Raw genomic sequence first — 19,666 nt, forward strand, 5'->3', positions numbered from 1 at the left:
AAGCCCCCACCTTCCGTCCACTCACGCAACGATCAACCGGCGAAGGGGTTGGCGAACAGCAGCACCAGGGCGACCACGAGGCCGTAGATGGTGAGAGCTTCCATGAAGGCCAGGGACAGCAGCAGGGTGCCGCGGATCTTGCCTTCGGCTTCGGGCTGACGTGCAATGCCTTCAACGGCGCCGCCAGCTGCGGTGCCCTGACCGATGCCGGGGCCGATGGCACCGAGGCCGACAGCCAGGCCAGCGGCCACAACAGACGCAGCGGAGGTGATGGAATCCATGGTGGAGTGGGGGATGGGAGGCGCCGTGACAGCGCGTAGTGGACCGGGATTGAAACCCTGCGCCTGGGACATCCCCGAAGGAATGGGCCCGGGGTGCATCCGGACCTGCGCGAGGGAGATCTAGCAGAGCGCCGGAGCAACCCTGCCGAGTGAACGCACCTAGTGATGCTCCTCGTGCACCGCCTCACCGATGTAGTAGGCGGCAAGGGTGGCGAAGATCAGGGCCTGAATGGCACTGGTGAACAGTCCCAGGAACATGGCCGGCAGGGGCACGATCAGGGGCACCAGGAACGCCAGCACCGCCACCACCAACTCGTCGGCCAGGATGTTGCCGAAGAGACGGAAGGAGAGGGACAGGGGCTTGGTGAAATCCTCGACGATCTTGAACGGCAACATGATCGGGGTGGGTTCCACGTAGTACTCGAAGTAACGCAGACCCTTGCGGCTCAAGCCGGCATAGAAATAAGCCAGCGACACGAGCAGCGCCAACGCAATCGTGGTGTTGATGTCGGCGGTGGGAGCACCGAGCTCGCCGCTGGGCAGGTGGATCAGCTTCCAGGGCACCAAGGCTCCGCCCCAGTTGCTCACGAAGATGAACAGAAACAGGGTGCCGATGAAGGGCATCCAGTCGCGGTAGGCCTTCTCACCGATCTGCTCGCGCGAGAGGTCGCGGATGTAATCCCACACGAACTCGAGCAGATTCTGGGTGCCGCGGGGATCACGCTCCAACTTGCGGGTGCCGACCACCACCAGGGCCAAAAGGGCACCGATCACAACCCACGAGCTCAGGAAGACCTGGCCATGGATCTTGAGGTTGCCGAGTTGCCAGTAGAGGTGTTGACCAACCTCCAGTTCAGCAAAGGGGAGAAGAAGAGGCATCGGAGCCAGCGAAGGGGAGTTCGGGGTCGCCGGAGCGACGGAACGGTGTGGGGATCAGGTGTCGAAGACGGCCTGAAGAATCACCGCCGGTTTGTAGAGCAGGAAGCCCAACAGGGCCGGCAGGGTGGAGAGCTGGGGAACCCTGGTGGAGACGAGCACCAGAGCGACCGGCACGAGCAGCTGGGCCCTGCTCAGGCGGCGGGAGTTTTCCCCCAGCCGGGTGACACTGCGGCTCAACAGCCACAGGTAGAGCAATCCAGCCAGGGCACCCACCAACAGGCTGAAGGCCGTGGCAAGGGAACCGACGAGGGCGGTGACGACCACGGCCGCTGCAGAGAGCAGCAGGGTGGCCAGCAACAACCGCCGTTGGAGCCGGAAGTAATCGCCCATTCCATTGCTGGGATCAGCGCTGGTGCTGGGGTCGGCCGAGGCACAATCGTGCGCCACAGGTGCCACCACCACAGGGATTGATGTAGCGGTGGCGTCCACCATCTGCTCCAGGTCCACGCTCACGGAAGAGGCCGGCAGAGCGGCACTCCCGGAGTCGGGAACGGAGGAGCAGGGGAGGGAAACTGACAACCGCGTTCAACCCCTGAAAAGGCGCGCGGAATCTATCACGTGTGGGTCAGAGCACTGGCAACAACACGCGCTGCGCCAGCAACTGGCGGGCCACGGCAAGCCGCTGCGAGAGGGAGCCATCGAAGGCGATCTCGCCGATCGCCAGGTCAGGGGCGGCCTCCAGGGCCCGCATCAGGCTGAAGGCCTCCGCGCTGAGGCTCAGTGGCATCAGATCGGGGCCCATCAGACTGGTCGATGGCCAGCCCCAGAGGCAGCGGTTGACCTCAGCACGGGCGGCCAGGAGGGCAGCATCGGCACCCCAGTCCGGGAGGCAGACCGCACCCTGGCTCAGGAAAAACTCGAAGTGACTGATGTCGGGGTCAAGCTCCTCGACCAGAGTCCACTGTTCGCGAAGGCTGAGGGCCTGGGCCCGCTCCAGCAGGTCCCCCTGCAGCAGCCGCGCCGGATCCCACACCTCCGGGTTGGAGAACCCGACGAACTCGAGACCCGCTGCAGCCACGAAGGCCATCAGGCGGTCCAGGTTGTAACTGGTCTCCTGGGGGTGGAGGTACATGTCGGCGAAGTTGGCATCGGCCGTCGTGTCGAGGGCCCAGCGCTGCTCGTGGTAGCGCCGCAGCCGGTTGGTTCTGGGCAGCTCCGCCAGCAGTTGCCGGCCCAGGCGGAGGCCTTCATCGCCTGTTCCTGCCCCCAGCAGCGCCAGGGCGCGCTGGGTGCGGTGAATTTCCCAGCGACCACCGTCGGCGTAGAGAAACAGATGGAGCAGGCCACCGGGCCGCAGCAGCCCCGCCAAGGCCCGCAGGCCGGCTTCCGGCTGGCGCAGATGGTGCAACACCCCCACCGAATTGATGTAGTCGAACGGACCCTCCCCAGCCAGGTCGAGCAGGCTGCGCTGCTCGATGCGCAGCTCGCGAACCTGGGCTGCGGCACCGGAGCGGCGGGTGCGCTCGCTCGCCACCTCAAGAGCGCCCGGACTGATGTCCACCGCCAGCACCGAGGAACCGGGATTCAGATGGCAGAGGTAGTCGGTGCTGACGCCGGTGCCGCAGCCGGCATCGAGGATCCGCCAGCTGCGCGGGCCGCTGCTGGAGCGGGACGGAAGGGCACCGAAGGCAGCGGCCCAGGCGCTGTCAACGCACCAACGCCAGTTGTATCCAGGCGGAGGGCCGTCCTGGAGGGGATCGCCTGGATAGGGGAAGCGGTCGTAGAAGGCGCTCACCACCGGCGTGGCGGCATCACTGGCGGGCACGGGGGCAGGCACGGGACGATTGAGTGGCAACCGGCCGAGCTTTTCACGGGCCGGTGCCCCCGCGACAACCCGGCGACTGAAGCGGCTGCAAAGAACCGGCTGCAAACATTTGTTCATGCCCTGGCGATGGCCCAGAGGGCCAGCCGTAACGTGGCCCAGCCCGGTTCGCTCTCGTCAATGACCGTGACCGCCAGCAGCGGCAGCACCAGGGTTTCCCCCCAGCGCTACGACACCCTGCCGCTCTCCAGCGTCCGTCAGGCGGAGCAACAGGACCGCTTCCCCGACGGCGGGGAACTCGACACTTTGGTGGCCTTCTTCCAGAGCGGTCAGCAGCGGCTGGAGGCCGCGCGCCGGATCTCGGAAAATGCCGACTTCATCGTGGCCAAGGCGGCCAACCGGATCTTTGCCGGCGGCACGCCGCTCTCCTATCTGGATGCGCCCCTAAGCATTTCCGCTAAAGCCAGCGGCAATGAAACGCCCCTCGCCGCCGACCAGGCCGCCTTCCAGCGCTCGGTGCAAACCTTCGCCCAGGGCACCGACAGCTCCGGCGGCAACCTGATCACCCGTCTGCTCGAGGGAGCCGGCGGCGATGCCGACGTGCGCGTGGTGCTGCCCACCGGCTTCAGCCCGATCGCGGTGGGCCGCTACGGCACCGAGCGGATGCGCAAATCGCTGCGCGACATGGCCTGGTTCCTGCGCTACGTGGGCTATGCCCTGGTGGCTGGCGATCCCAGCATCCTGGCCGTCAACACCCGCGGCCTGCGCGACGTGCTCGAGAAAGCCTGCTCCCTGGCCGCCACCAATGTGGCGCTGCAGGAGATGCGCGCCGCCGCCGCCGGCCTCTGCAAGGACAATCCCCAGGCCCGCCAGCTGGTGATTCAGTACTTCAATGTGCTGATCGCCGAGCTGGAGGTGCCCACCCCCTCCACCCGCCAGCGCCTCGGCAGCCCTGAGAATCAGGGCCTGCAGCTGCCGGCCACCTACGCCCTCGCGGCCGATGGCAAGCAGCGCTTCATCATGCGGCCGCGCCTCAGTGGCGCCCAAAAAGCCGAGGTGATCCGCGCCGCCTATCGCCAGGTGTTTGAGCGCGACATCGCCAAGGCCTACAGCCAGATGCCCTGCCCGGTGGAGGCCACCCAGGTGCGCCAGGGCCAGCTGTCGATGCGCGAGTTCATCCGCGCCCTCGGCCACAGCAAGGAGTACCGCACGCAGTTCTTCGGCCGCTTCTCCAACAGCCGGGCCGTCGAGCTGGCCTTCCGCCACTTCCTCGGCCGGGGCATCAGCTCCCGCGAGGAGTTCACCCGCTACTTCGACATCGTCAGCGCCCAGGGGCTCAACGGCCTCGTGGATGCCCTGATCAACACCATGGAGTACGCCCGGGTGTTCGGGGAGGAAACCGTGCCCTACCTGCGGGATCTGGGTGAAGAAGCCCAGGAAAGCGCCGGCTGGGGCTCCAACCGCAAGCTGTTCCGCTTCAGCGCACCGTTTGAAGGTGCCCCCCAGTACGTCACCCTCTACGCCTCCTACCGCCAGCCCTTCCCCGACCAGCACGTCTACGGCGGCGGCAATGACCCGCTGGCCCTCAACTACGGCGCCATTTTCCCCTCGGGCACCGCTTCGGTGGCCACCCGCCCAGCGCCCTACGGCTACGACAGCCGTCGGATCCTGATCGGCAACGGCTTGGCCCAGCCGGGCCAGATGGACAGCGTCCAGTTCCGCAAGGCCATGCCTCGCCGCGTGGGCCCGAAGGTGGTGCGGCTGCAGCAGATCGCCACCGGCGGCAGTTCCGTGCCCCGCCGCGGCGGTCAGCCCAGCGTGCGCGGCACCGAGGCCAGCACCCAGGCGGTGATCAACGCGGTGTACGTGCAGATCCTCGGCACCGCTGGCTATGCCGGTGAACGCAACAAAGTCGAGGAAATCAAGCTCGAAAACGGCGACATCAGCCTGCGCGAATTCGTGCGTCAGGTGGCCCGCTCCACCGCCTTCCGGCGCCGCTACTGGAGTGGCCTCTACATCACCAAAGCGATCGAGGTGATGCACCGCCGCATCCTGGGCCGCCCCAGCTTCGGGCGTTGGGAAATCGACGCCTACTTCGACACGGCCGCCCGCTCGGGCTTCTACGGCGTCGTCGACAAGATGCTGAACAGCCGGGAATACAACGATTGCTTCGGCGAGGACACCGTTCCTTATGAGCGGTTCATCACCGCCGGCGATCGCAATGCGCGCCAGGTGCCAGCCCTCAACCGGCCCTTCAATGCGGCGGCCTATGCCGACATCACCCCGGGCAAACGCCCTGATGTGGCCTCTCCCCAGACCCTGCGCACCACCACTGACACGGTGTCGCGCAACCTGGCCGATCGCCCCCGCGTGGTGATGGGTGGATGGAGCGCCCAGATCGCCGGTGGGGAAACGATGGCAGCCCCGGCAACGGCCATTCCCAAGGGCCCCGGCAGCATCCGCCAAGCACCAGCGCCGACCCGGCGCTGGAACCAAGCCCCAGCCACCACAACAGGTTTCTGGACCTCAACGCCCGGCGGCAGCCCATCCACCACCCCCAGCACGCGGACCCCGATCAGCGGCAACTGGCGGGCCTCCGTGGGCAGCGGCCAGACCAGCGGACTCGCCAGCCAACCTGGCGCCGCAATGGCCAAGGCGATTCAACCTGGCTTCAGCCGTCGCCAGAGCGTTGGCAGGCCCGTGCAGGTGGGCCGCACCAGCAACGAAACCCAAGTTCAGGAGGCCTTGGAGAGCGTCTACAAGCAGCTGCTCAACCGGGTTCCCTTCGCCGCCGAGCGGCTGGGCGATGCGGAATCTCAATTCCGGAACCAGCAGCTCACCGTGGCCGAACTGGTCACCCAGATCGCTGGCAGCGACCTCTTCCAGCAACGCCTCAACCGCATGGCGCCGCTTCGGGCCGCGTCAGCCGCCTACCTCGCCCTGCTCGGACGGGCCGCCCAGCCCCAGGAAGTGAGTGCATTCCTGGCCACCCGCGCCAGCCGCGGCCAACAGGCGGCCATCGATGCCCTGCTCAGCAGTGAAGAATATGGCCAAGCCTTTGGCCAGGACACCGTTCCCTATCTGCGCGGACTGGCAACCGCCGATGGCATCCCCCTCAGCACGGTGAACCGCACCGCAGAGCTGTATGGGGGCAACGCCGGCCTCACCCCTCGGCCGAAAGCCCCCATCTGAATCGATCGGCAGGGCCCAACGGGGCCACGATGAAACCTCCCACCTCCCGAATTTGCTTCGGGGGGTTTTTTCATGTTCAGAAACATCAATTGCTACAACTTTTGATTCACACCGTGAAACAAGTGTCCCAATCAGGGCGACTGAACAATGAACAATTGCTGCGGTCGGTTGCTATGAACAACATCGACCAAAAGCATTGCGGCCCAAGGGATCTCCGAATCAGAAGCGCCGTGAAGAACTGTTACCGCTGCCAAGGGCGGCGCAGGGGCTTGGCGCAGAATGATTCGGCGATCGGCGCGAGTCGATCATTCCCTTACCCACCGGATATCGGTCTCCGTCAAGGCGGCCGCTTGTTTCGAGGCAGAACTGCATGAGCATCGTCTCCAACTCGATCATCAACGCGGACGCCGAAGCCCGCTACCTCAGCCCTGGCGAACTCGACCAGATCAAGTCCTTCGTGGGCGCTGGTCAACGTCGTCTTCGCGTGGCTCAGGTTCTTAGCGAGAGCCGCGAGCGCATCGTGAAAACCGCAGGCGGAGCCCTGTTCCAGCGGCGTCCCGACGTCATCTCCCCTGGCGGCAACGCCTACGGCGAGGAGATGACCGCTTCGTGCCTTCGCGACATGGACTACTACCTGCGCCTGGTGACCTACGGGATCATCGCCGGTGACGTGACGCCCATCGAAGAGATCGGCATCATCGGCGCCAAGGAGATGTATCGCTCCCTCGGCACTCCCCTGGACGCCATGGCTGAGTCCGTGCGGGAAATGAAGAACACCGCCATGGGCCTGCTCACCGGCTCTGACGCCGAAGAGGCTGGCTTCTACTTCGACTACGTCGTCGGCGCCCTCTCCTAAAGCAACACTGCCTCTCCGCACTCCGCCTCTTCGCACTCAGCAGGATTCATGCAAGACGCCATCACCAACGTCATCAACCAGGCCGACGTCCAGGGCCTATACCTCGACGGTTCGGCCATGGGCCGCCTGGAGCAGTACTTCGCCAGCGGTGAGCTGCGGGTTCGGGCTGCTGCCACCATCAGCGCCAACGGTTCAGCCATCATCAAAGAGGCCGTGGCCAAGTCGCTGCTGTATTCGGACATCACCCGTCCCGGCGGCAACATGTACACCACCCGTCGCTATGCGGCCTGCATCCGCGACCTCGACTACTACCTCCGCTATGCCACCTACGCCATGCTGGCGGGTGACACCTCGATCCTCGACGAGCGCGTACTCAACGGCCTCAAGGAGACCTACAACTCCCTGGGCGTGCCCATCGGCGCCACCGTGCAGTCGATCCAGGCCATGAAGGAAACCACGGCTGCCCTCGTGGGTCCGGATGCTGGCCGTGAAATGGGAGTGTATTTCGACTACATCTGCTCCGGCCTGGGCAACTGATCCCCTGCCAGCGGCACACCCCGAGGATCACCACCATGCGTCTGTTCAAGATCACGGCCTGCATCCCCTGCCCGGAGAAAAGCCGCACCCAGCGAGAGCTGCAGAACACCTATTTCACCAAATGGGTGCCCTATGACAGCTGGTTCGCTGAGCAACAGCGAATCATGAAGCAGGGAGGCAAGATCCTCAAGGTGGAACTGGCCACTGGCCGTCGCCAACAAAACGTCGGCAACTGAGTTCCGGCAAGCTTCGCCGGTCTGGCCACACAACTCCCACATGCCCGGCATTCGCTGGGCTTTTTTAGTGGGCACTTGGTGGGCACTGATTGGCTCGCAGGGCTCGACAACCACCACCCAAACACGGCTCAATAGGGCCTCAGGATGGTGCCGCTCCGGCACTCCTTACTCCTTGCCTTGGCCCGAACCGCACCCCACACCACCAGCAGCGACTCCTCCCTCAGCCGCAGCAGCGGTGGAGGCCTGTTGCCCCTGCCCTGGGACCAGTGGCCCGCAGAAGCGCGGCTGCTGCTGGGCATGGTGGCGCTCTGGAGCGTGATCGGATTGCTGGTGCTCACCTCAGCGAGCTGGTGGGTGGCGGAACGGGAAATGGGCGATGGAGCCTTCTATCTCAAGCGCCAGCTCATCTGGATGGTGGCCAGCTGGGGCCTGCTCTGGCTCGGCCTGCGCACCAGCCTGCGGCGCTGGCTGCACCTCGCCCCCCTGGGGCTCTGGGTTGGCATCGTGATGATTGCAGCCACCCTGGTGGTCGGCAGCACCGTCAATGGAGCGAGCCGCTGGCTGGTGGTCGGTCCAGTCCAGCTGCAACCGTCGGAATTGGTGAAGCCCTTCCTGGTGCTGCAGGGGGCGGCTCTGTTTGCCCACTGGAAGCGCATCGGCGGCGATCAGAAGCTGCTGTGGCTTGGGGTGTTCGGGGCGCTGATTTTGCTGATCCTCAAGCAGCCCAACCTCAGCACCGCCGCCCTTTCCGGCCTGCTGCTCTGGCTGATGGCGCTGGCCAGCGGCCTCTCCCTACCCCTGCTGCTGGGGGCCGCCGGAGCCGGGGGTCTCCTGGGCAGTGCCAGCATCCTGGTGAACGAGTACCAGCGCCTGCGGGTGGTGTCGTTTCTCGATCCCTGGCGCGATGCCCAGGGCGACGGCTACCAGTTGGTGCAGAGCCTGATGGCCATCGGCTCTGGCGGCGTTCTGGGGGAGGGTTTTGGCCTATCCACCCAGAAACTGCAGTACCTGCCTATTCAGAGCACTGATTTCATCTTCGCCGTGTTTGCCGAGGAATTTGGCTTTGTGGGATCGGCGGTGCTGCTGCTGTTTCTGCTGCTGTTTGGTTTTGTGGGCCTGCGGGTAGCCCTGAGTTGCCGCAGCAACCAGCAACGCCTGATCGCCATCGGCTGCACCACCCTGCTGGTGGGCCAGTCGATCCTCAACATCGCCGTGGCCAGTGGCGCCATGCCAACCACCGGCCTGCCCTTACCGCTGATCAGCTACGGCGGCAACTCGCTGATGGCCAGCCTGCTGGTGTGCGGCCTGCTGATCCGCTGCTCCTTGGAAGCCGGCGGCCTCGCCCCCACCCCTCGCCGCCGGCGCACCGCAGCCGCCCGATAGGCTGAGCCCATGATCAGCCTTGGGCCCCAACTGGCCGACTGGGCCCGCACCAGCGAGGCGCTGCTGCAGCAATCCCTGGCCAGCCCCTCACCCGGCACCGTGGCTGTGGTGTTTGCGGGCGGGCTGCTCACCAGCCTGGGCCCCTGCTCGCTGTCGCTGTTGCCAGTCACCCTGGCCTACCTGGCCGGCTTCAGCAGCGCAACGGCCAGTGGCGCAATGAACACTGGCGCATCAGCCAGCCAGGATGCGCTGCCGCGCCAAACCCCCTGGCTGCGCAGCCTCAGCTTTGCCGGCGGGATTGTGGCGGCCCTGGTGCTGCTGGGCTTGGTGAGTGGGCTGCTGGGTCGCATCTACGGCCAGATTCCCGGCCTCATTCCCACTGTGGTGGCGGTGCTGGCCCTGCTGATGGGGCTCAACCTGCTGGGGCTGCTGAAGGTGCCCCTGCCCGCCGGCCCTGATCCGGAGGTGTGGCGTCGCCGCGTGCCGGCGCCACTGGCGCCGATGGCTGCGGGCCTGGCCTTCGGGCTAGCGGCCACCCCCTGCACCACGCCGGTGTTGGCGGTGCTGCTGGCCTGGATGGCCCAAAACGGCAAACCCCTGGTGGGGATGCTGCTGCTGACCAGCTTCGGGGCGGGCCAGGTGGTGCCGTTGCTGCTGGCGGGCACCGCGGCCGCCAGCTTGCCGCATCTGCTCAGCCTGCGCCGGGTGGGTCAATGGGTGCCGCCGATCAGTGGCGTGGTGCTGGTCACCACCGGTGCCCTCACCCTGGTGGCCAACTGGCGATGACCAGCTCCATCAGAGGCTTCACCCGGGTGCTGGGCTGGATCTCCGATCTGCGCCTGGCGATTGTGCTGCTGCTGGTGATTGCCGTCGCCAGCGGAGTTGGCACGGCCATCCCGCAGCAGGAAACCGCCGAGTTTTATCACCGGCTTTACGACCCCCAACCCTGGCTGGGCCTGCTGGGCGGCGATGGGGTGATGGCGCTGCAGCTCGACCATGTCTATTCCAGCGGCTGGTTTCTGGGGCTGCTGGCCTGGCTGGCCCTGTCACTGCTGCTCTGCAGTTGGCGGCGCCAGTGGCCCGCCCTGCAGGCCGCCCTGCGCTGGATCGACTACCGCTCCCCGCGCCAGCTCAGCAAATTGAGCGTGGCCGAAACCCTGGCCACCCCAAACCCCAACTCCAGCCTGGACACCCTGGCCCAATTGCTGCAGCGTCAGGGTTGGCAGATCCAGCTTCAGGACGGGCGCCTGGCGGCCCGCAAGGGGGTGCTGGGCCGGGTGGGCCCCATGCTCGTGCATGCCGGCATGGTGGTGTTGATGCTGGGTGCCGCCTGGGGGGCCGTGGGCGGTCAGCGAGCCGAGCAATACCTGGCTCCCGGCCGCAGCCTCGAGCTGATGGACAGCCGCGGCAGCAGCCGTCTCACCCTGGCCCTCGACCGCTTTGCCATCCAACGGGATCCCGCCGGCCGACCGGAGCAGTTCACATCCCAGCTGCGCATCCTCGAGGGCGATGGCAGCGAAGGCAGCCTGCTGAAGCAGGCGCAAATCAGCGTCAACCATCCGCTGCGCTTCGAGGGGGTGACCCTCTATCAGGCCGACTGGGCCCTGGCGGCGATCACGGTGCAACTGGGCAAGAGTCCGCTGCTGCAACTGCCGCTGCAGAGCTTTCCCCAGCTGGGCGAGCAGGTGTGGGGGCTGGTGCTGCCAACCCGGCCCGATGGCAGCGAGCCGGTGCTGCTCAGCCTGAGCAGCGAGCAGGGGCCGGTGGATGTGTACGGCGCCGATGGCAGCTTGCTCAGCCAGATCGCCCCCGGTGGTGAGCCCGTGGAGGTGAAGGGTCTGCCGATCCGGGTGGAGAGCGTGCTGCCCGCCAGCGGCATCCTGCTGAAGCGGGATCCGGGCGTGCCCCTGGTGTATGCCGGCTTTGCCATCGCCCTGGCCGGTGGAGGCCTCAGCCTGCTGGCCACCCGTCAGCTCTGGGCGATCGCCGAGGAGCAACCCGGCCAGCAGGGCCAGTTGCACGTGGCCGGGCTGTGCAACCGCAACCTCACCGGCTTTGCCGCCGAACTACCCCAGCTCCTGAGCCAGCTCTGAGGTGGCCCGTCAGCAGGGCAGCCGCGTGCCGTGGCTGACCCGCACCACGGTGTGCACATTGCCGCGGGGATGGAAGTCGGCCTCCAGCTGCATCCACTGGGGATCAGTGGCGGCCACCAGGTCGTCGAGAATGCGGTTGGCCACCTCCTCATGGGAGATGGAGCGGTCGCGGTAGCTGTTCACGTAGAGCTTGATCGCCTTGAGCTCCACCACCCGGGGGCCGGGCTGGTACAGCAGGCGCAGCACGGCGAAGTCGGGGTAGCCCGAAAACGGGCACTTGCAGGTGAACTCGGGCAGCTCGATCGAAATCTCGTAAGGCCGTCCGGGCCGGGGATTGTCGAAGCAGATCAGCTCCGCCTCGGCGATGGCCCGCTCGCCGTAGAGCGGCGTTTGGGTGCGATCAGAGCTGGCGGGAGCTGCGGAGCTGAAGGACATGGAAAGGGGAAACGGCCCGGCCAGCGGCAGAGCGTGAATGGCAATCCTAGAAAGTGCCTGGAACCCACGCCGGCGCCCCGCCCCGCCCCCCAATGCCAGCGCCCCGCCGGTAACAATCGCTACGACGACCCCCGCAAAGCTCGGGCCTAATAGGGCCATTCCCTCCCACCGGCAGGGATTTCCTGAGAGACTTCTATTCAGCCCGAGCTGTTCCCATGAAAAAAGTTGAGGCCATCATTCGTCCCTTCAAGCTCGAGGACGTCAAGATCGCGCTGGTGAACGCGGGGATCGTGGGCATGACCGTGAGCGAGGTGCGCGGATTTGGCCGTCAGAAGGGCCAGGTGGAGCGCTACCGCGGCTCGGAATTCACCGTGGAGTTCCTGCAGAAGCTGAAACTGGAGATCGTCGTCGACGACGACAAAGTCGACACCGTGGTTTCAGCGGTTCAGGACGCGGCTCGTACCGGCGAAATCGGCGACGGCAAGATCTTCGTCAGCACGATCGACTCGGTGATCCGCATCCGCACCGGCGACCGCGACAGCGGCGCCATCTGAGCTGAGCTTGTCGGCACCAGCGCCGTTCAGCCATCCCCTCGAGCCCTGGCGGTCAGCGTGCTGGCCACCAGGGCTTTGATCTGAGCAGGGCCCACGGTCGCCGTGGCTGGCGGAGCGGGGGTTGCCTGTTCGGGGTTTGCCTGTTCGAGTTCTGCAGTTTGTGCAACATCGTGTTGAACAACGCCCAAACGCCGTAACCACAACAGGTATTCGTGGTTGCCGGCCGGCCCAGTGATCGGCGACGCCACCAGGCCGCAAGCCGCAAGCCCCAACGCCCCGGCCGCCGCAATCACCCCCGAAATCGCATCGCAGTGGGCGTCGGGATCGCGCACGACCCCGCCCTTACCGACTCGGCTCTTGCCCACCTCGAACTGGGGCTTGACCAGCAGCACCAGATCCACAGGGACCTCGCTCTGCAGCAATCCCAGCAGGGCCGGCAACACCAGGGCCAGGGAGATGAACGACACATCGGCCACCGCCAGGTCGGGCAAAGGGTCCTCCGGGTCGTAGAGGTCTGCGGGGCTGAGGTGGCGCAGGTTGGTGCGCTCGCGCAGCACCACCCGGGGATCGCTGCGCAGGCTCCAGGCGGTTTGGCCGTAGCCCACATCAATGCCATAGACGCGCGCGGCCCCGTGCTGGAGCAGGCAGTCGCTGAAGCCACCGGTGGAAATGCCGCCATCGAGGCAAACGCGGCCCTCCACCTCCAGCGGAAAGCACGCCAGCGCCTCGAGCAGCTTCTCGCCGCCGCGGGAGACGAAGCGGGGCGGCTGCTGCACCAGCAGCTCCGCCTCCGGCAGCACCTCCGTGCCCGGCTTGTCGAGCACACGATCGCCCAGCCGCACCCTCCCGGCCCGAATCAGCTGCTGGGCCTGCTGACGGCTGGCGGCCAAGCCGCGGGCCACCAGCTCCAGATCCAGGCGTTGTTTGCGGGCCATGGCACTCGCGCTTTTGTGATCAAACCACAACGCAAACGAAACACATTCCAAGCAAGCCGGCCTGCGCCTCAAAACCCAGCGGAGGATGGCCTCCAACTTCGAGGCGGCACCGATGGCCACCCTGATCCGCCGCGCCAGACCAGCCAACAACGTGGTGGAGCTGCTCTTCCCCGGCAGCTTCGTCAAACTGCGCAACCAACCGCCCGATTTACCTCCCTTTCAACTCATTCATTGCCGCGGTGGCCGCTGCTGGGTGCGCCAGCAGGCCTGGGGACATCAGGTGCACTGGGAAGTGGAGCACCGGCGCCTGACTGCGGCAGCCTGACTGCGGTGGCCTGAGAACCGCGGCCTAACCAGTCCCCAGGGGACGCACCCATACATTGGTCTGGACGTGAGCCAAACGCGGCCTTGATCGAGCGTTACACCCTGCCCGAAATGGGCAACCTCTGGAGCGAGGAAGCCAAGTTCCAGAGCTGGCTGGATGTGGAGATCGCCGCCACCGAAGCCAACTGCGAGCTGGGTCGGGTGCCCGCCGAGGCCGTGGCCACGATCAAGGAGAAGGCCAGCTTCAGCGTGGAGCGCATCCTCGAGATCGAAGCCGAGGTGCGCCACGACGTGATCGCCTTTCTCACCAACGTGAACGAGCACGTGGGTGACGCCGGGCGCCACATCCACGTGGGCATGACCAGCTCCGATGTGCTCGACACGGGCCTGGCACTGCAACTGAAGGCCTCGGTGCAGCTGCTGCGCACCGAGCTTGACGCTCTCGCAGACGCCCTCAGGGCTTTAGCCCGCGCCCACAAGGGCACGGTGATGATCGGCCGCTCCCACGCCATCCACGGCGAGCCGATCACCTTCGGCTTCAAGGTGGCGGGCTGGCTGGCGGAGGTGGAGCGCAACCAGGAGCGCCTTGAGCGCCTGGAGCGGGTGGTGAGCGTGGGCCAGATCAGCGGTGCCATGGGCACCTACGCCAACACCGACCCCCAGGTGGAGGCAATCGCCTGCGCCAAGCTCGGCCTCGAGCCGGATACGGCCAGCACCCAGGTGATCTCCAGGGATCGCCACGCTGAATACGTGCAAACGCTCGCCCTAGTGGGCGCCGCCCTGGAGCGCTTCTCCACCGAGATCCGCAACCTGCAGCGCACCGATGTGCTCGAGGTGGAAGAGAACTTCGCCAAGGGACAGAAGGGCAGCTCGGCCATGCCCCACAAGCGCAACCCGATCCGCAGCGAGCGCATCAGCGGCCTGGCGCGGGTGCTGCGCAGCTACGTGGTGGCGGCCCTGGAAAACTGCGCCCTCTGGCACGAACGCGACATCAGCCACAGCTCCGTGGAGCGCATGATGCTGCCTGACTGCTCGGCGACGCTCCACTTCATGCTGCGGGAGATGACCGACGTGGTGAAGGGTCTGGGGGTCTACCCCGAGAACATGGCCCGCAACATGAATGTGTATGGCGGCGTGGTGTTCAGCCAGCGGGTGCTGCTGGCCTTGGTGGAGAGCGGCATCAACCGCGAAGACGCCTACCGGATCGTGCAGCGCAACGCCCACACCGCCTGGAACAACGAGGGGGGCAACTTCCGCGCCAACCTCGAGGCCGACGGTGAGGTGACCAGCCGCCTCAGCCCCGAGCAGCTGGCCGACTGCTTCTCCACCGACCTGCACCAGGAGAACCTGGGCGTGATCTGGGAGCGGCTGGGGGTTTGAGCGTCTCGGCGCTGTGCGCCATAACGGCGCAGCACTAGCGGCTGTAGAGCCCCGTGAGCTGGGCCGTGGCCAGCTGATGGCCGTCCATGGCCTGCTGGAGCTGCGCCACCGTGATGCCAGGCTCCAGATCCAGGCTGGTGTCGAGAGCAAACAGGCTGAAGATGTAGCGATGGGTCTGCCCCAGTGGCGGCTCCGGCCCCTGGTAGCCGATGCGATGGAAGTCGGCGACGCCCCAACAGGCACCGTGGCAGGCGCCGCTGGGAAGCTGGGGTGCCCGATCCAGGCCGGCCGGAAGGCCCTGGTGCTCCGCCGGGAGGTTGAACAGCACCCACTGCACCCAGGTGCCCCCTGGCGCATCGGGATCCTCCAGAACCAGCGCAAAGCTGACGGTGGAGCTCGGTGCTCCGTGCCAGCGCAGCGGCGGGGGAGAGGTTCAGGCCATCGGCACAGTGGATCGAAGGAAGCCTGCCCCCATCGGCAAACCCTGGAGAGATGAGCTGGAAGGAGCCATTGCTGCTCGACATCGTTCGGTCTCGGCCTCCACAGCCTGAGCCCGTGCCAGCCAATCCCGAACCGTTGCCGCGCCTTCTCCCTGGGATCGCCGCAGGGTCGCCACGCATCCGCAGCCTGACGATCACGACAGAGCGGCGCAACTAAGCCTTGTGATAAGGGCCACCCTGGAGGATGGACGTGGCGCGATAGAGCTGCTCCAGCAGCAGCAGGCGGGCCAGCTCGTGGGGGAATGTCATCGGCGAGAGGCTGAGGCGCCAGCTGGCTCTGGCCTTGAGCCAGGGCTCCAGCCCATCGGCGCCGCCGATCACGAAGGCGAGGCGATCCGAGCCTGAATCGCGCAGCTGCTCGGCGAAGCTGAGCGAATCGACGCTGCGGCCCTCTTCGGTGAGCACCACCAGCCGTTCATCGGCTTGGAGGGCCGCCGTGATCGCCTCAGCTTCCTTCGCCATCGTGGAGTCCTTGAGCTCCGTGATCACCAGTCCTGGCAGGCGCTTGCGGTAGAGAGCGACCCCCTCCTGCACCCAGCCCTTGCGCACCTTGCCGACGGCGATGATGCGGATGCGGGCGGGGTTGATCATGGATTCGTGCCCAGCAACCTCAGGGCTGGGGGCGTTCGGTGGCCGGATCCAACTGGCCATTGCCGCTGGCCAGTAAGTCCTCGATCTCGCACACCGGGAAGCGGTTGATCGCCTTCAGGGCGGCGCGGGCTTTGGTGCGCAGCTGCTCGCTGATCGCTTCGCAGTAGGGCACCTGGGCCAGCAGGTCCACCGTGCGGCGCAGGATCCGCACCACATCGCCTTCGTCGAGGGAGGTGTTGGCGATCACATCGCTCCAGCTGGCCCCCTTAGCCCAGGCGTGCACCAGGCCGGTGAGCTCGGGCTCCCACCACAGCGGGAAGGTCACCTTGGCGCGCTCCTGCTGGCGCTCCAGCTCCCGGCGCAGGCCGCGCAGATCGTGCAGGGCCTCCTCGGCAGCTGGTGGCGGCGGGAAGCCGCACCAGAGATCGGGCCGGTTGACCTCGGTAGAGATCGCCTCAAACACCGCCGCCAGCTGGGGCGGATCGAGCTCATCGAGGTGGCCACTCATCAAGGCCAGCCCCAGCCACAGCTCGTTGTCGCCGCGCAGGGCCGCCACGGTGCGGCCCACCTCGGTGGGCTCGAGCCCATCGGCCCCCGCCAGGGCCCCGAAGAAGCGCAGCACCTCGATCAGGGCCAGGAAGGTGTCCCAGTGGCGGTTGGAGCGGAAGTGCAGCAGCCGCTGGCGCTCGTCGATCTCCAGCTGCAGCTCCTCCATGCGCCGGCGATGCTTCTTGAGCTGGCGGCGGTCACCCCAACGGTGGGCCGGATGCAGCTCCAGCTGCTCCTCCAGGTCGTGCACCAGCTGGGCGTGGGCCTGCACCTCGCCCGCCAGGTCGTACTGGGGGGTGACCATGTCGTGGCGGCTGGCCATGTGAGCCACCGCCAGGGCCAGGCCGCCGCTGGCCTGGTCGCCGTGGCGCAACTCGCCGGCATGGCGCAGCTCGGGCGCCTCCACCTGACCCACCTGCAGGCAGCTGAGCTCAGCATGCAGGGCCACCACGGCGCCGCAGGGCAGCAGCAGCCACACGTTGTCGTCGGTGAGGCAGAGCAGCAGGGGGAACTGGCCCGGCCCCTTGACCTTCTCGACGATGACCGCCGGCGTCACCCGGCCGCGCAGCTGGGGGGCCTTAAGGCTCACCAGGGTGCCTTCGCTAGCGAACTGCAGGGCCAGGGTGAGCTCATGGGCGAGGGTTTCCTCGGCCTGCTGCTGCAGGATCCGCAGGATGCGGCGCTCCTCGCGCAGGTGCCCCCGCTGTTTCTCGTAGTCCTCGAAGTCGTCCCAGGGCACCTCGCCCGAGCCATCTTCCAGGCCTTCCAGCTGCTGCATCAGCTGGGCGATCCGGGCTTCGTCTTCGGCCAGATCCAAAGTGGCCAAATAGCGGCCGAAGCTGCGCTCCACCAGCTCCTTGGCCTTGGCCAGGTCGTAGCGCTGCAGCAGGTTGAGCACCATGCCGTAGCTGGGGGTGAACTGGCTCACCAGCGGATCAGCAGGCGCCGTGGCCAGCTGGCCCGCCTCCCGCACCCCCTCGAAGCGGCTCTGCACCGTCACCACGTAGCCCTGGGAATCGAGCCCCCTGCGGCCAGCCCGGCCGGCCATCTGCAGGAATTCACTGCCCATCAGTGCCCGGTGGCCCCGCTCGGTGCGCTTGGACAGCGCCGAGATCACCGTGGTGCGGGCCGGCATGTTAATGCCGGCGGCCAGGGTTTCGGTGGCGAACACCACCTTGATCAAGCCCTGCTGGAACAGCTCCTCGATCAATTCCTTCCACGCCGGCAGCACGCCGGCGTGGTGGGCGGCGATGCCCCGCAGCAGCGCCTCGGCGTGGCCGCCCTCCCGCACCGCCTCGGGGGTGGCCGCCACAAAGACGTCGAGCCGGGCCTTGATGCGTGCCTGCTCCGCCGGGGTCACCAGATTGGCCTTACCCAGCTCCTTGACCCCCTTGTCGCAGCCGCGGCGGCTGAAGATGAAATAGATGGCGGGCAGCATCTCGCGCTCGGCCATCTGGGCCACCACAAAGCCAAGCGGCGGCGCCTCGGGCTGGGGCGGCTTGGGCGTTTTCGGGCCCTTGCGGTGGCTGCCCTTGGGGGCCCGCCACACCTTGCAGTTGGGATGGAGCCCGGTGCCCTCCTCGTTGAGCAGGGGGTGCAGGCCCTTGGCACTGCAGAAGCTGAACGCGAGCGGCACCGGCCGGTGGTCGCTGAACACCAGGCGGGTGGGGCCGTGCACCCGCTCGATCCAATCGGTGAGCTGGCCGGCATTGGCCACCGTGGCCGAGAGGGCCACCAGCTGCACCGGCGGCGGGCAGTGAATGATCGATTCCTCCCAGACGGTGCCCCGCTGGGAGTCGTTCATGTAGTGGCACTCATCGAGCACCACCGCCTCCACGCCCTCGAGCGGATCGTCTCCCCCATCCACTTCCGCATAGAGCATGTTGCGGAAGATCTCGGTGGTCATCACCACCACCTGGGCCTCACGGTTGAGGCTGAGGTCGCCGGTGAGCAAGCCCACCTTGTCGGCGCCAAACTGCGCGCGGAAATCGCGCAGCTTCTGGTTGGAGAGCGCCTTCAACGGCGTGGTGTAAAACACCTTCTGGCCGTGGGCCAGGGCGCGGTAGATGGCGTATTCGCCCACCAGCGTCTTGCCCGAACCCGTCGGAGCGCTCACCACCACCGAGTGGCCCTGGTTGAGGGCATCGATCGCCTCCAACTGGAAGTCGTCGAGCGGAAAGGGAAAAATTGCCGCCGGATCGAGGGCTGCAGACACCGGCGCAGACTGGGGCATGAAGTGATCCTATGGGCCCCGGCTGAGGGCCGCAGCCTTGCGCGCTGCGCACCGGTGGCCGGCACGGGGGTGATCCGGCTCAGGCCAACTCCAGCCACTGGCGCAGCGCCCGTTCCAGCCGGGCCATCTCCTCCCCCTGCAACAGCCCCAGCAGCGCGCGCACCTGGAGCCGCGATGCCGTGAACAGCTTGTCCACCATCAGCTGGGCTGGCCGCGGCAGGCCATTGACCGCCGAGGGCTCCAGGAACAAGCGCAGCAGCGGGGCCTCCAGCATCCGGGTGGTGAGCGGACAGCAGGTGAGGCTCGGATGGTCGCCCAGCCAGCGATCGGCCTGCACCACCACGGCCAGCCGCCGCTGCGGATCACCACTCGCCGCAGGATTACCCAGCTGCACCACCGCCCCACGGCGCAAGGGGATCACAGGCTGCCGTTGGGGTTGGGTCTTAGGGGCCGTCATGGGGTCCAATCGCTCCAGCGGGGCAGCCCGAGCCAGCTGCGCATCACAGGCCTCCCAGCGCGCCACCAGGCGCGACTGACGGCGACACTCCTCGCCATCGCGAAACGGACGCAGATACAGCCGCAAGGCACGGCGCACGCAGGCGCTGACGCTGGAACCGGTCTGAGCCGCCACCAGCTGCAGACTCGCCTCCAGCTCAGGATCCAGCCGCACCCCCAGGTGCCGGCCGGCGGAGAGGGACTTCGGAAGGGAGAGGGCTGCACGCACGGGGGATCTGGGGGTTGTTGGAGGCGATTTGCGTTTGTGAAACAGAACGTTCAACACATTGAAAAGACCTTGGAGAAGATCTGCCCGGCGGCCGCGGAGCGCCACAGCACGGGCACGAACAGAGCTGTGGGCACGTTCAAGCCGTTAGTGCCCGCCCTGTCC

At 66.8% G+C, this 19,666-nt stretch carries 20 protein-coding genes; 10 read left to right on the top strand and 10 right to left on the bottom strand.

Annotated features, from left to right (window positions below):
* Positions 1-32: 32 nt before the first annotated feature.
* The 4 genes from atpE to KBY57_RS09825 all read right to left on the bottom strand — a co-directional run bounded on the left by atpE (position 33) and on the right by KBY57_RS09825 (position 2,997).
* Entirely contained in the window at positions 33-281 is a 249-nt protein-coding gene (gene atpE / locus KBY57_RS09810) for an ATP synthase F0 subunit C (protein WP_010315318.1), read from the bottom strand.
* A 159-nt stretch (positions 282-440) separates the two neighbouring features.
* Positions 441-1,160 (bottom strand): F0F1 ATP synthase subunit A, encoded by a 720-nt coding sequence (gene atpB, locus KBY57_RS09815; RefSeq protein ID WP_094561356.1) that lies wholly within the window; start codon positions 1,158-1,160, stop codon positions 441-443.
* A gap of 54 nt (positions 1,161-1,214) precedes the next feature.
* Entirely contained in the window at positions 1,215-1,673 is a 459-nt protein-coding gene (locus KBY57_RS09820) for an ATP synthase (RefSeq protein ID WP_254995657.1), read from the bottom strand.
* Positions 1,674-1,785: 112 nt separating this feature from the next.
* A complete protein-coding gene (locus KBY57_RS09825) occupies positions 1,786-2,997 on the bottom strand; it encodes a class I SAM-dependent methyltransferase (RefSeq protein WP_254995659.1) in 1,212 nt (403 codons plus the stop codon).
* Positions 2,998-3,162: 165 nt separating this feature from the next.
* On the opposite strand from KBY57_RS09825, the gene KBY57_RS09830 reads away from it, so the two are divergent.
* The 7 genes from KBY57_RS09830 to KBY57_RS09860 all read left to right on the top strand — a co-directional run bounded on the left by KBY57_RS09830 (position 3,163) and on the right by KBY57_RS09860 (position 11,279).
* The gene (locus tag KBY57_RS09830; RefSeq protein WP_254995699.1) at positions 3,163-6,174 is read left to right on the top strand and encodes a phycobilisome rod-core linker polypeptide; all 3,012 of its coding nucleotides are present in this window, start codon (positions 3,163-3,165) and stop codon (positions 6,172-6,174) included.
* Between the two features lie 370 nt (positions 6,175-6,544).
* Positions 6,545-7,030, top strand: a complete 486-nt coding sequence (locus tag KBY57_RS09835; protein ID WP_254995660.1) for an allophycocyanin — start codon at positions 6,545-6,547, stop codon at positions 7,028-7,030.
* Positions 7,031-7,078: 48 nt separating this feature from the next.
* Complete coding sequence (gene apcB, locus KBY57_RS09840) at positions 7,079-7,567, top strand: allophycocyanin subunit beta (protein WP_094561359.1); 489 nt, start codon at positions 7,079-7,081, stop codon at positions 7,565-7,567.
* A 35-nt stretch (positions 7,568-7,602) separates the two neighbouring features.
* Positions 7,603-7,803 (top strand): phycobilisome linker polypeptide, encoded by a 201-nt coding sequence (locus KBY57_RS09845; protein ID WP_094561360.1) that lies wholly within the window; start codon positions 7,603-7,605, stop codon positions 7,801-7,803.
* A gap of 177 nt (positions 7,804-7,980) precedes the next feature.
* Positions 7,981-9,186: an FtsW/RodA/SpoVE family cell cycle protein gene (locus KBY57_RS09850; protein ID WP_409996438.1), complete on the top strand. Its 1,206-nt coding sequence runs from the start codon at positions 7,981-7,983 to the stop codon at positions 9,184-9,186.
* Positions 9,187-9,195: 9 nt separating this feature from the next.
* Positions 9,196-9,972: a cytochrome c biogenesis protein CcdA gene (locus KBY57_RS09855; RefSeq protein ID WP_254995662.1), complete on the top strand. Its 777-nt coding sequence runs from the start codon at positions 9,196-9,198 to the stop codon at positions 9,970-9,972.
* The gene (locus KBY57_RS09860) at positions 9,969-11,279 is read left to right on the top strand and encodes a cytochrome c biogenesis protein ResB (RefSeq protein ID WP_254995663.1); all 1,311 of its coding nucleotides are present in this window, start codon (positions 9,969-9,971) and stop codon (positions 11,277-11,279) included. Before KBY57_RS09855 ends, KBY57_RS09860 begins: the two co-directional genes overlap by 4 nt.
* A gap of 9 nt (positions 11,280-11,288) precedes the next feature.
* On the opposite strand, the gene queF is transcribed toward KBY57_RS09860, so the two are convergent.
* Complete coding sequence (queF, locus tag KBY57_RS09865; protein ID WP_254995664.1) at positions 11,289-11,714, bottom strand: preQ(1) synthase; 426 nt, start codon at positions 11,712-11,714, stop codon at positions 11,289-11,291.
* A gap of 215 nt (positions 11,715-11,929) precedes the next feature.
* Here queF and KBY57_RS09870 point away from each other — a divergent pair, with 215 nt between their 5' ends.
* Positions 11,930-12,268: a P-II family nitrogen regulator gene (locus KBY57_RS09870; protein WP_094561365.1), complete on the top strand. Its 339-nt coding sequence runs from the start codon at positions 11,930-11,932 to the stop codon at positions 12,266-12,268.
* A gap of 26 nt (positions 12,269-12,294) precedes the next feature.
* On the opposite strand, the gene KBY57_RS09875 is transcribed toward KBY57_RS09870, so the two are convergent.
* Entirely contained in the window at positions 12,295-13,203 is a 909-nt protein-coding gene (locus KBY57_RS09875) for a TlyA family RNA methyltransferase (protein ID WP_254995666.1), read from the bottom strand.
* Positions 13,204-13,288: 85 nt separating this feature from the next.
* On the opposite strand from KBY57_RS09875, the gene KBY57_RS09880 reads away from it, so the two are divergent.
* Together KBY57_RS09880 and purB are read left to right on the top strand one after the other, a co-directional pair.
* Positions 13,289-13,528, top strand: a complete 240-nt coding sequence (locus tag KBY57_RS09880; protein WP_254995667.1) for a hypothetical protein — start codon at positions 13,289-13,291, stop codon at positions 13,526-13,528.
* An 83-nt stretch (positions 13,529-13,611) separates the two neighbouring features.
* Positions 13,612-14,907, top strand: a complete 1,296-nt coding sequence (gene purB, locus KBY57_RS09885) for an adenylosuccinate lyase (RefSeq protein WP_254995668.1) — start codon at positions 13,612-13,614, stop codon at positions 14,905-14,907.
* Between the two features lie 34 nt (positions 14,908-14,941).
* On the opposite strand, the gene KBY57_RS09890 is transcribed toward purB, so the two are convergent.
* From KBY57_RS09890 to KBY57_RS09905, 4 genes are all read right to left on the bottom strand, one after another.
* Positions 14,942-15,325 (bottom strand): YbhB/YbcL family Raf kinase inhibitor-like protein, encoded by a 384-nt coding sequence (locus tag KBY57_RS09890; RefSeq protein ID WP_254995701.1) that lies wholly within the window; start codon positions 15,323-15,325, stop codon positions 14,942-14,944.
* A 235-nt stretch (positions 15,326-15,560) separates the two neighbouring features.
* Positions 15,561-15,995 carry a 23S rRNA (pseudouridine(1915)-N(3))-methyltransferase RlmH gene (locus KBY57_RS09895; RefSeq protein WP_254995702.1) on the bottom strand — a complete coding sequence of 145 codons (435 nt, stop codon included), beginning with the start codon at positions 15,993-15,995 and terminating at the stop codon, positions 15,561-15,563.
* 22 nt (positions 15,996-16,017) lie between these two features.
* A complete protein-coding gene (locus KBY57_RS09900; RefSeq protein WP_254995669.1) occupies positions 16,018-18,780 on the bottom strand; it encodes a DEAD/DEAH box helicase in 2,763 nt (920 codons plus the stop codon).
* A 79-nt stretch (positions 18,781-18,859) separates the two neighbouring features.
* Entirely contained in the window at positions 18,860-19,504 is a 645-nt protein-coding gene (locus KBY57_RS09905; RefSeq protein ID WP_254995670.1) for a type II toxin-antitoxin system PemK/MazF family toxin, read from the bottom strand.
* Positions 19,505-19,666 lie beyond the last annotated feature (162 nt).

This window comes from Cyanobium sp. Aljojuca 7D2 (assembly GCF_024346415.1).
Classification (GTDB): Bacteria; Cyanobacteriota; Cyanobacteriia; order PCC-6307; family Cyanobiaceae; genus Cyanobium_A.

What these genes read in the sequence shown, in the direction of transcription:
- atpE (WP_010315318.1), bottom strand. Translation starts at nt 281, where the DNA reads ATGGATTCCATCACCTCCGCTGCGTCTGTTGTGGCCGCTGGCCTGGCT.
- atpB (WP_094561356.1), bottom strand. Translation starts at nt 1,160, where the DNA reads ATGCCTCTTCTTCTCCCCTTTGCTGAACTGGAGGTTGGTCAACACCTC.
- KBY57_RS09830 (WP_254995699.1), top strand. Translation starts at nt 3,163, where the DNA reads ATGACCGTGACCGCCAGCAGCGGCAGCACCAGGGTTTCCCCCCAGCGC.
- KBY57_RS09835 (WP_254995660.1), top strand. Translation starts at nt 6,545, where the DNA reads ATGAGCATCGTCTCCAACTCGATCATCAACGCGGACGCCGAAGCCCGC.
- apcB (WP_094561359.1), top strand. Translation starts at nt 7,079, where the DNA reads ATGCAAGACGCCATCACCAACGTCATCAACCAGGCCGACGTCCAGGGC.
- KBY57_RS09845 (WP_094561360.1), top strand. Translation starts at nt 7,603, where the DNA reads ATGCGTCTGTTCAAGATCACGGCCTGCATCCCCTGCCCGGAGAAAAGC.
- KBY57_RS09855 (WP_254995662.1), top strand. Translation starts at nt 9,196, where the DNA reads ATGATCAGCCTTGGGCCCCAACTGGCCGACTGGGCCCGCACCAGCGAG.
- KBY57_RS09860 (WP_254995663.1), top strand. Translation starts at nt 9,969, where the DNA reads ATGACCAGCTCCATCAGAGGCTTCACCCGGGTGCTGGGCTGGATCTCC.
- queF (WP_254995664.1), bottom strand. Translation starts at nt 11,714, where the DNA reads ATGTCCTTCAGCTCCGCAGCTCCCGCCAGCTCTGATCGCACCCAAACG.
- KBY57_RS09870 (WP_094561365.1), top strand. Translation starts at nt 11,930, where the DNA reads ATGAAAAAAGTTGAGGCCATCATTCGTCCCTTCAAGCTCGAGGACGTC.
- KBY57_RS09875 (WP_254995666.1), bottom strand. Translation starts at nt 13,203, where the DNA reads ATGGCCCGCAAACAACGCCTGGATCTGGAGCTGGTGGCCCGCGGCTTG.
- KBY57_RS09880 (WP_254995667.1), top strand. Translation starts at nt 13,289, where the DNA reads ATGGCCTCCAACTTCGAGGCGGCACCGATGGCCACCCTGATCCGCCGC.
- KBY57_RS09900 (WP_254995669.1), bottom strand. Translation starts at nt 18,780, where the DNA reads ATGCCCCAGTCTGCGCCGGTGTCTGCAGCCCTCGATCCGGCGGCAATT.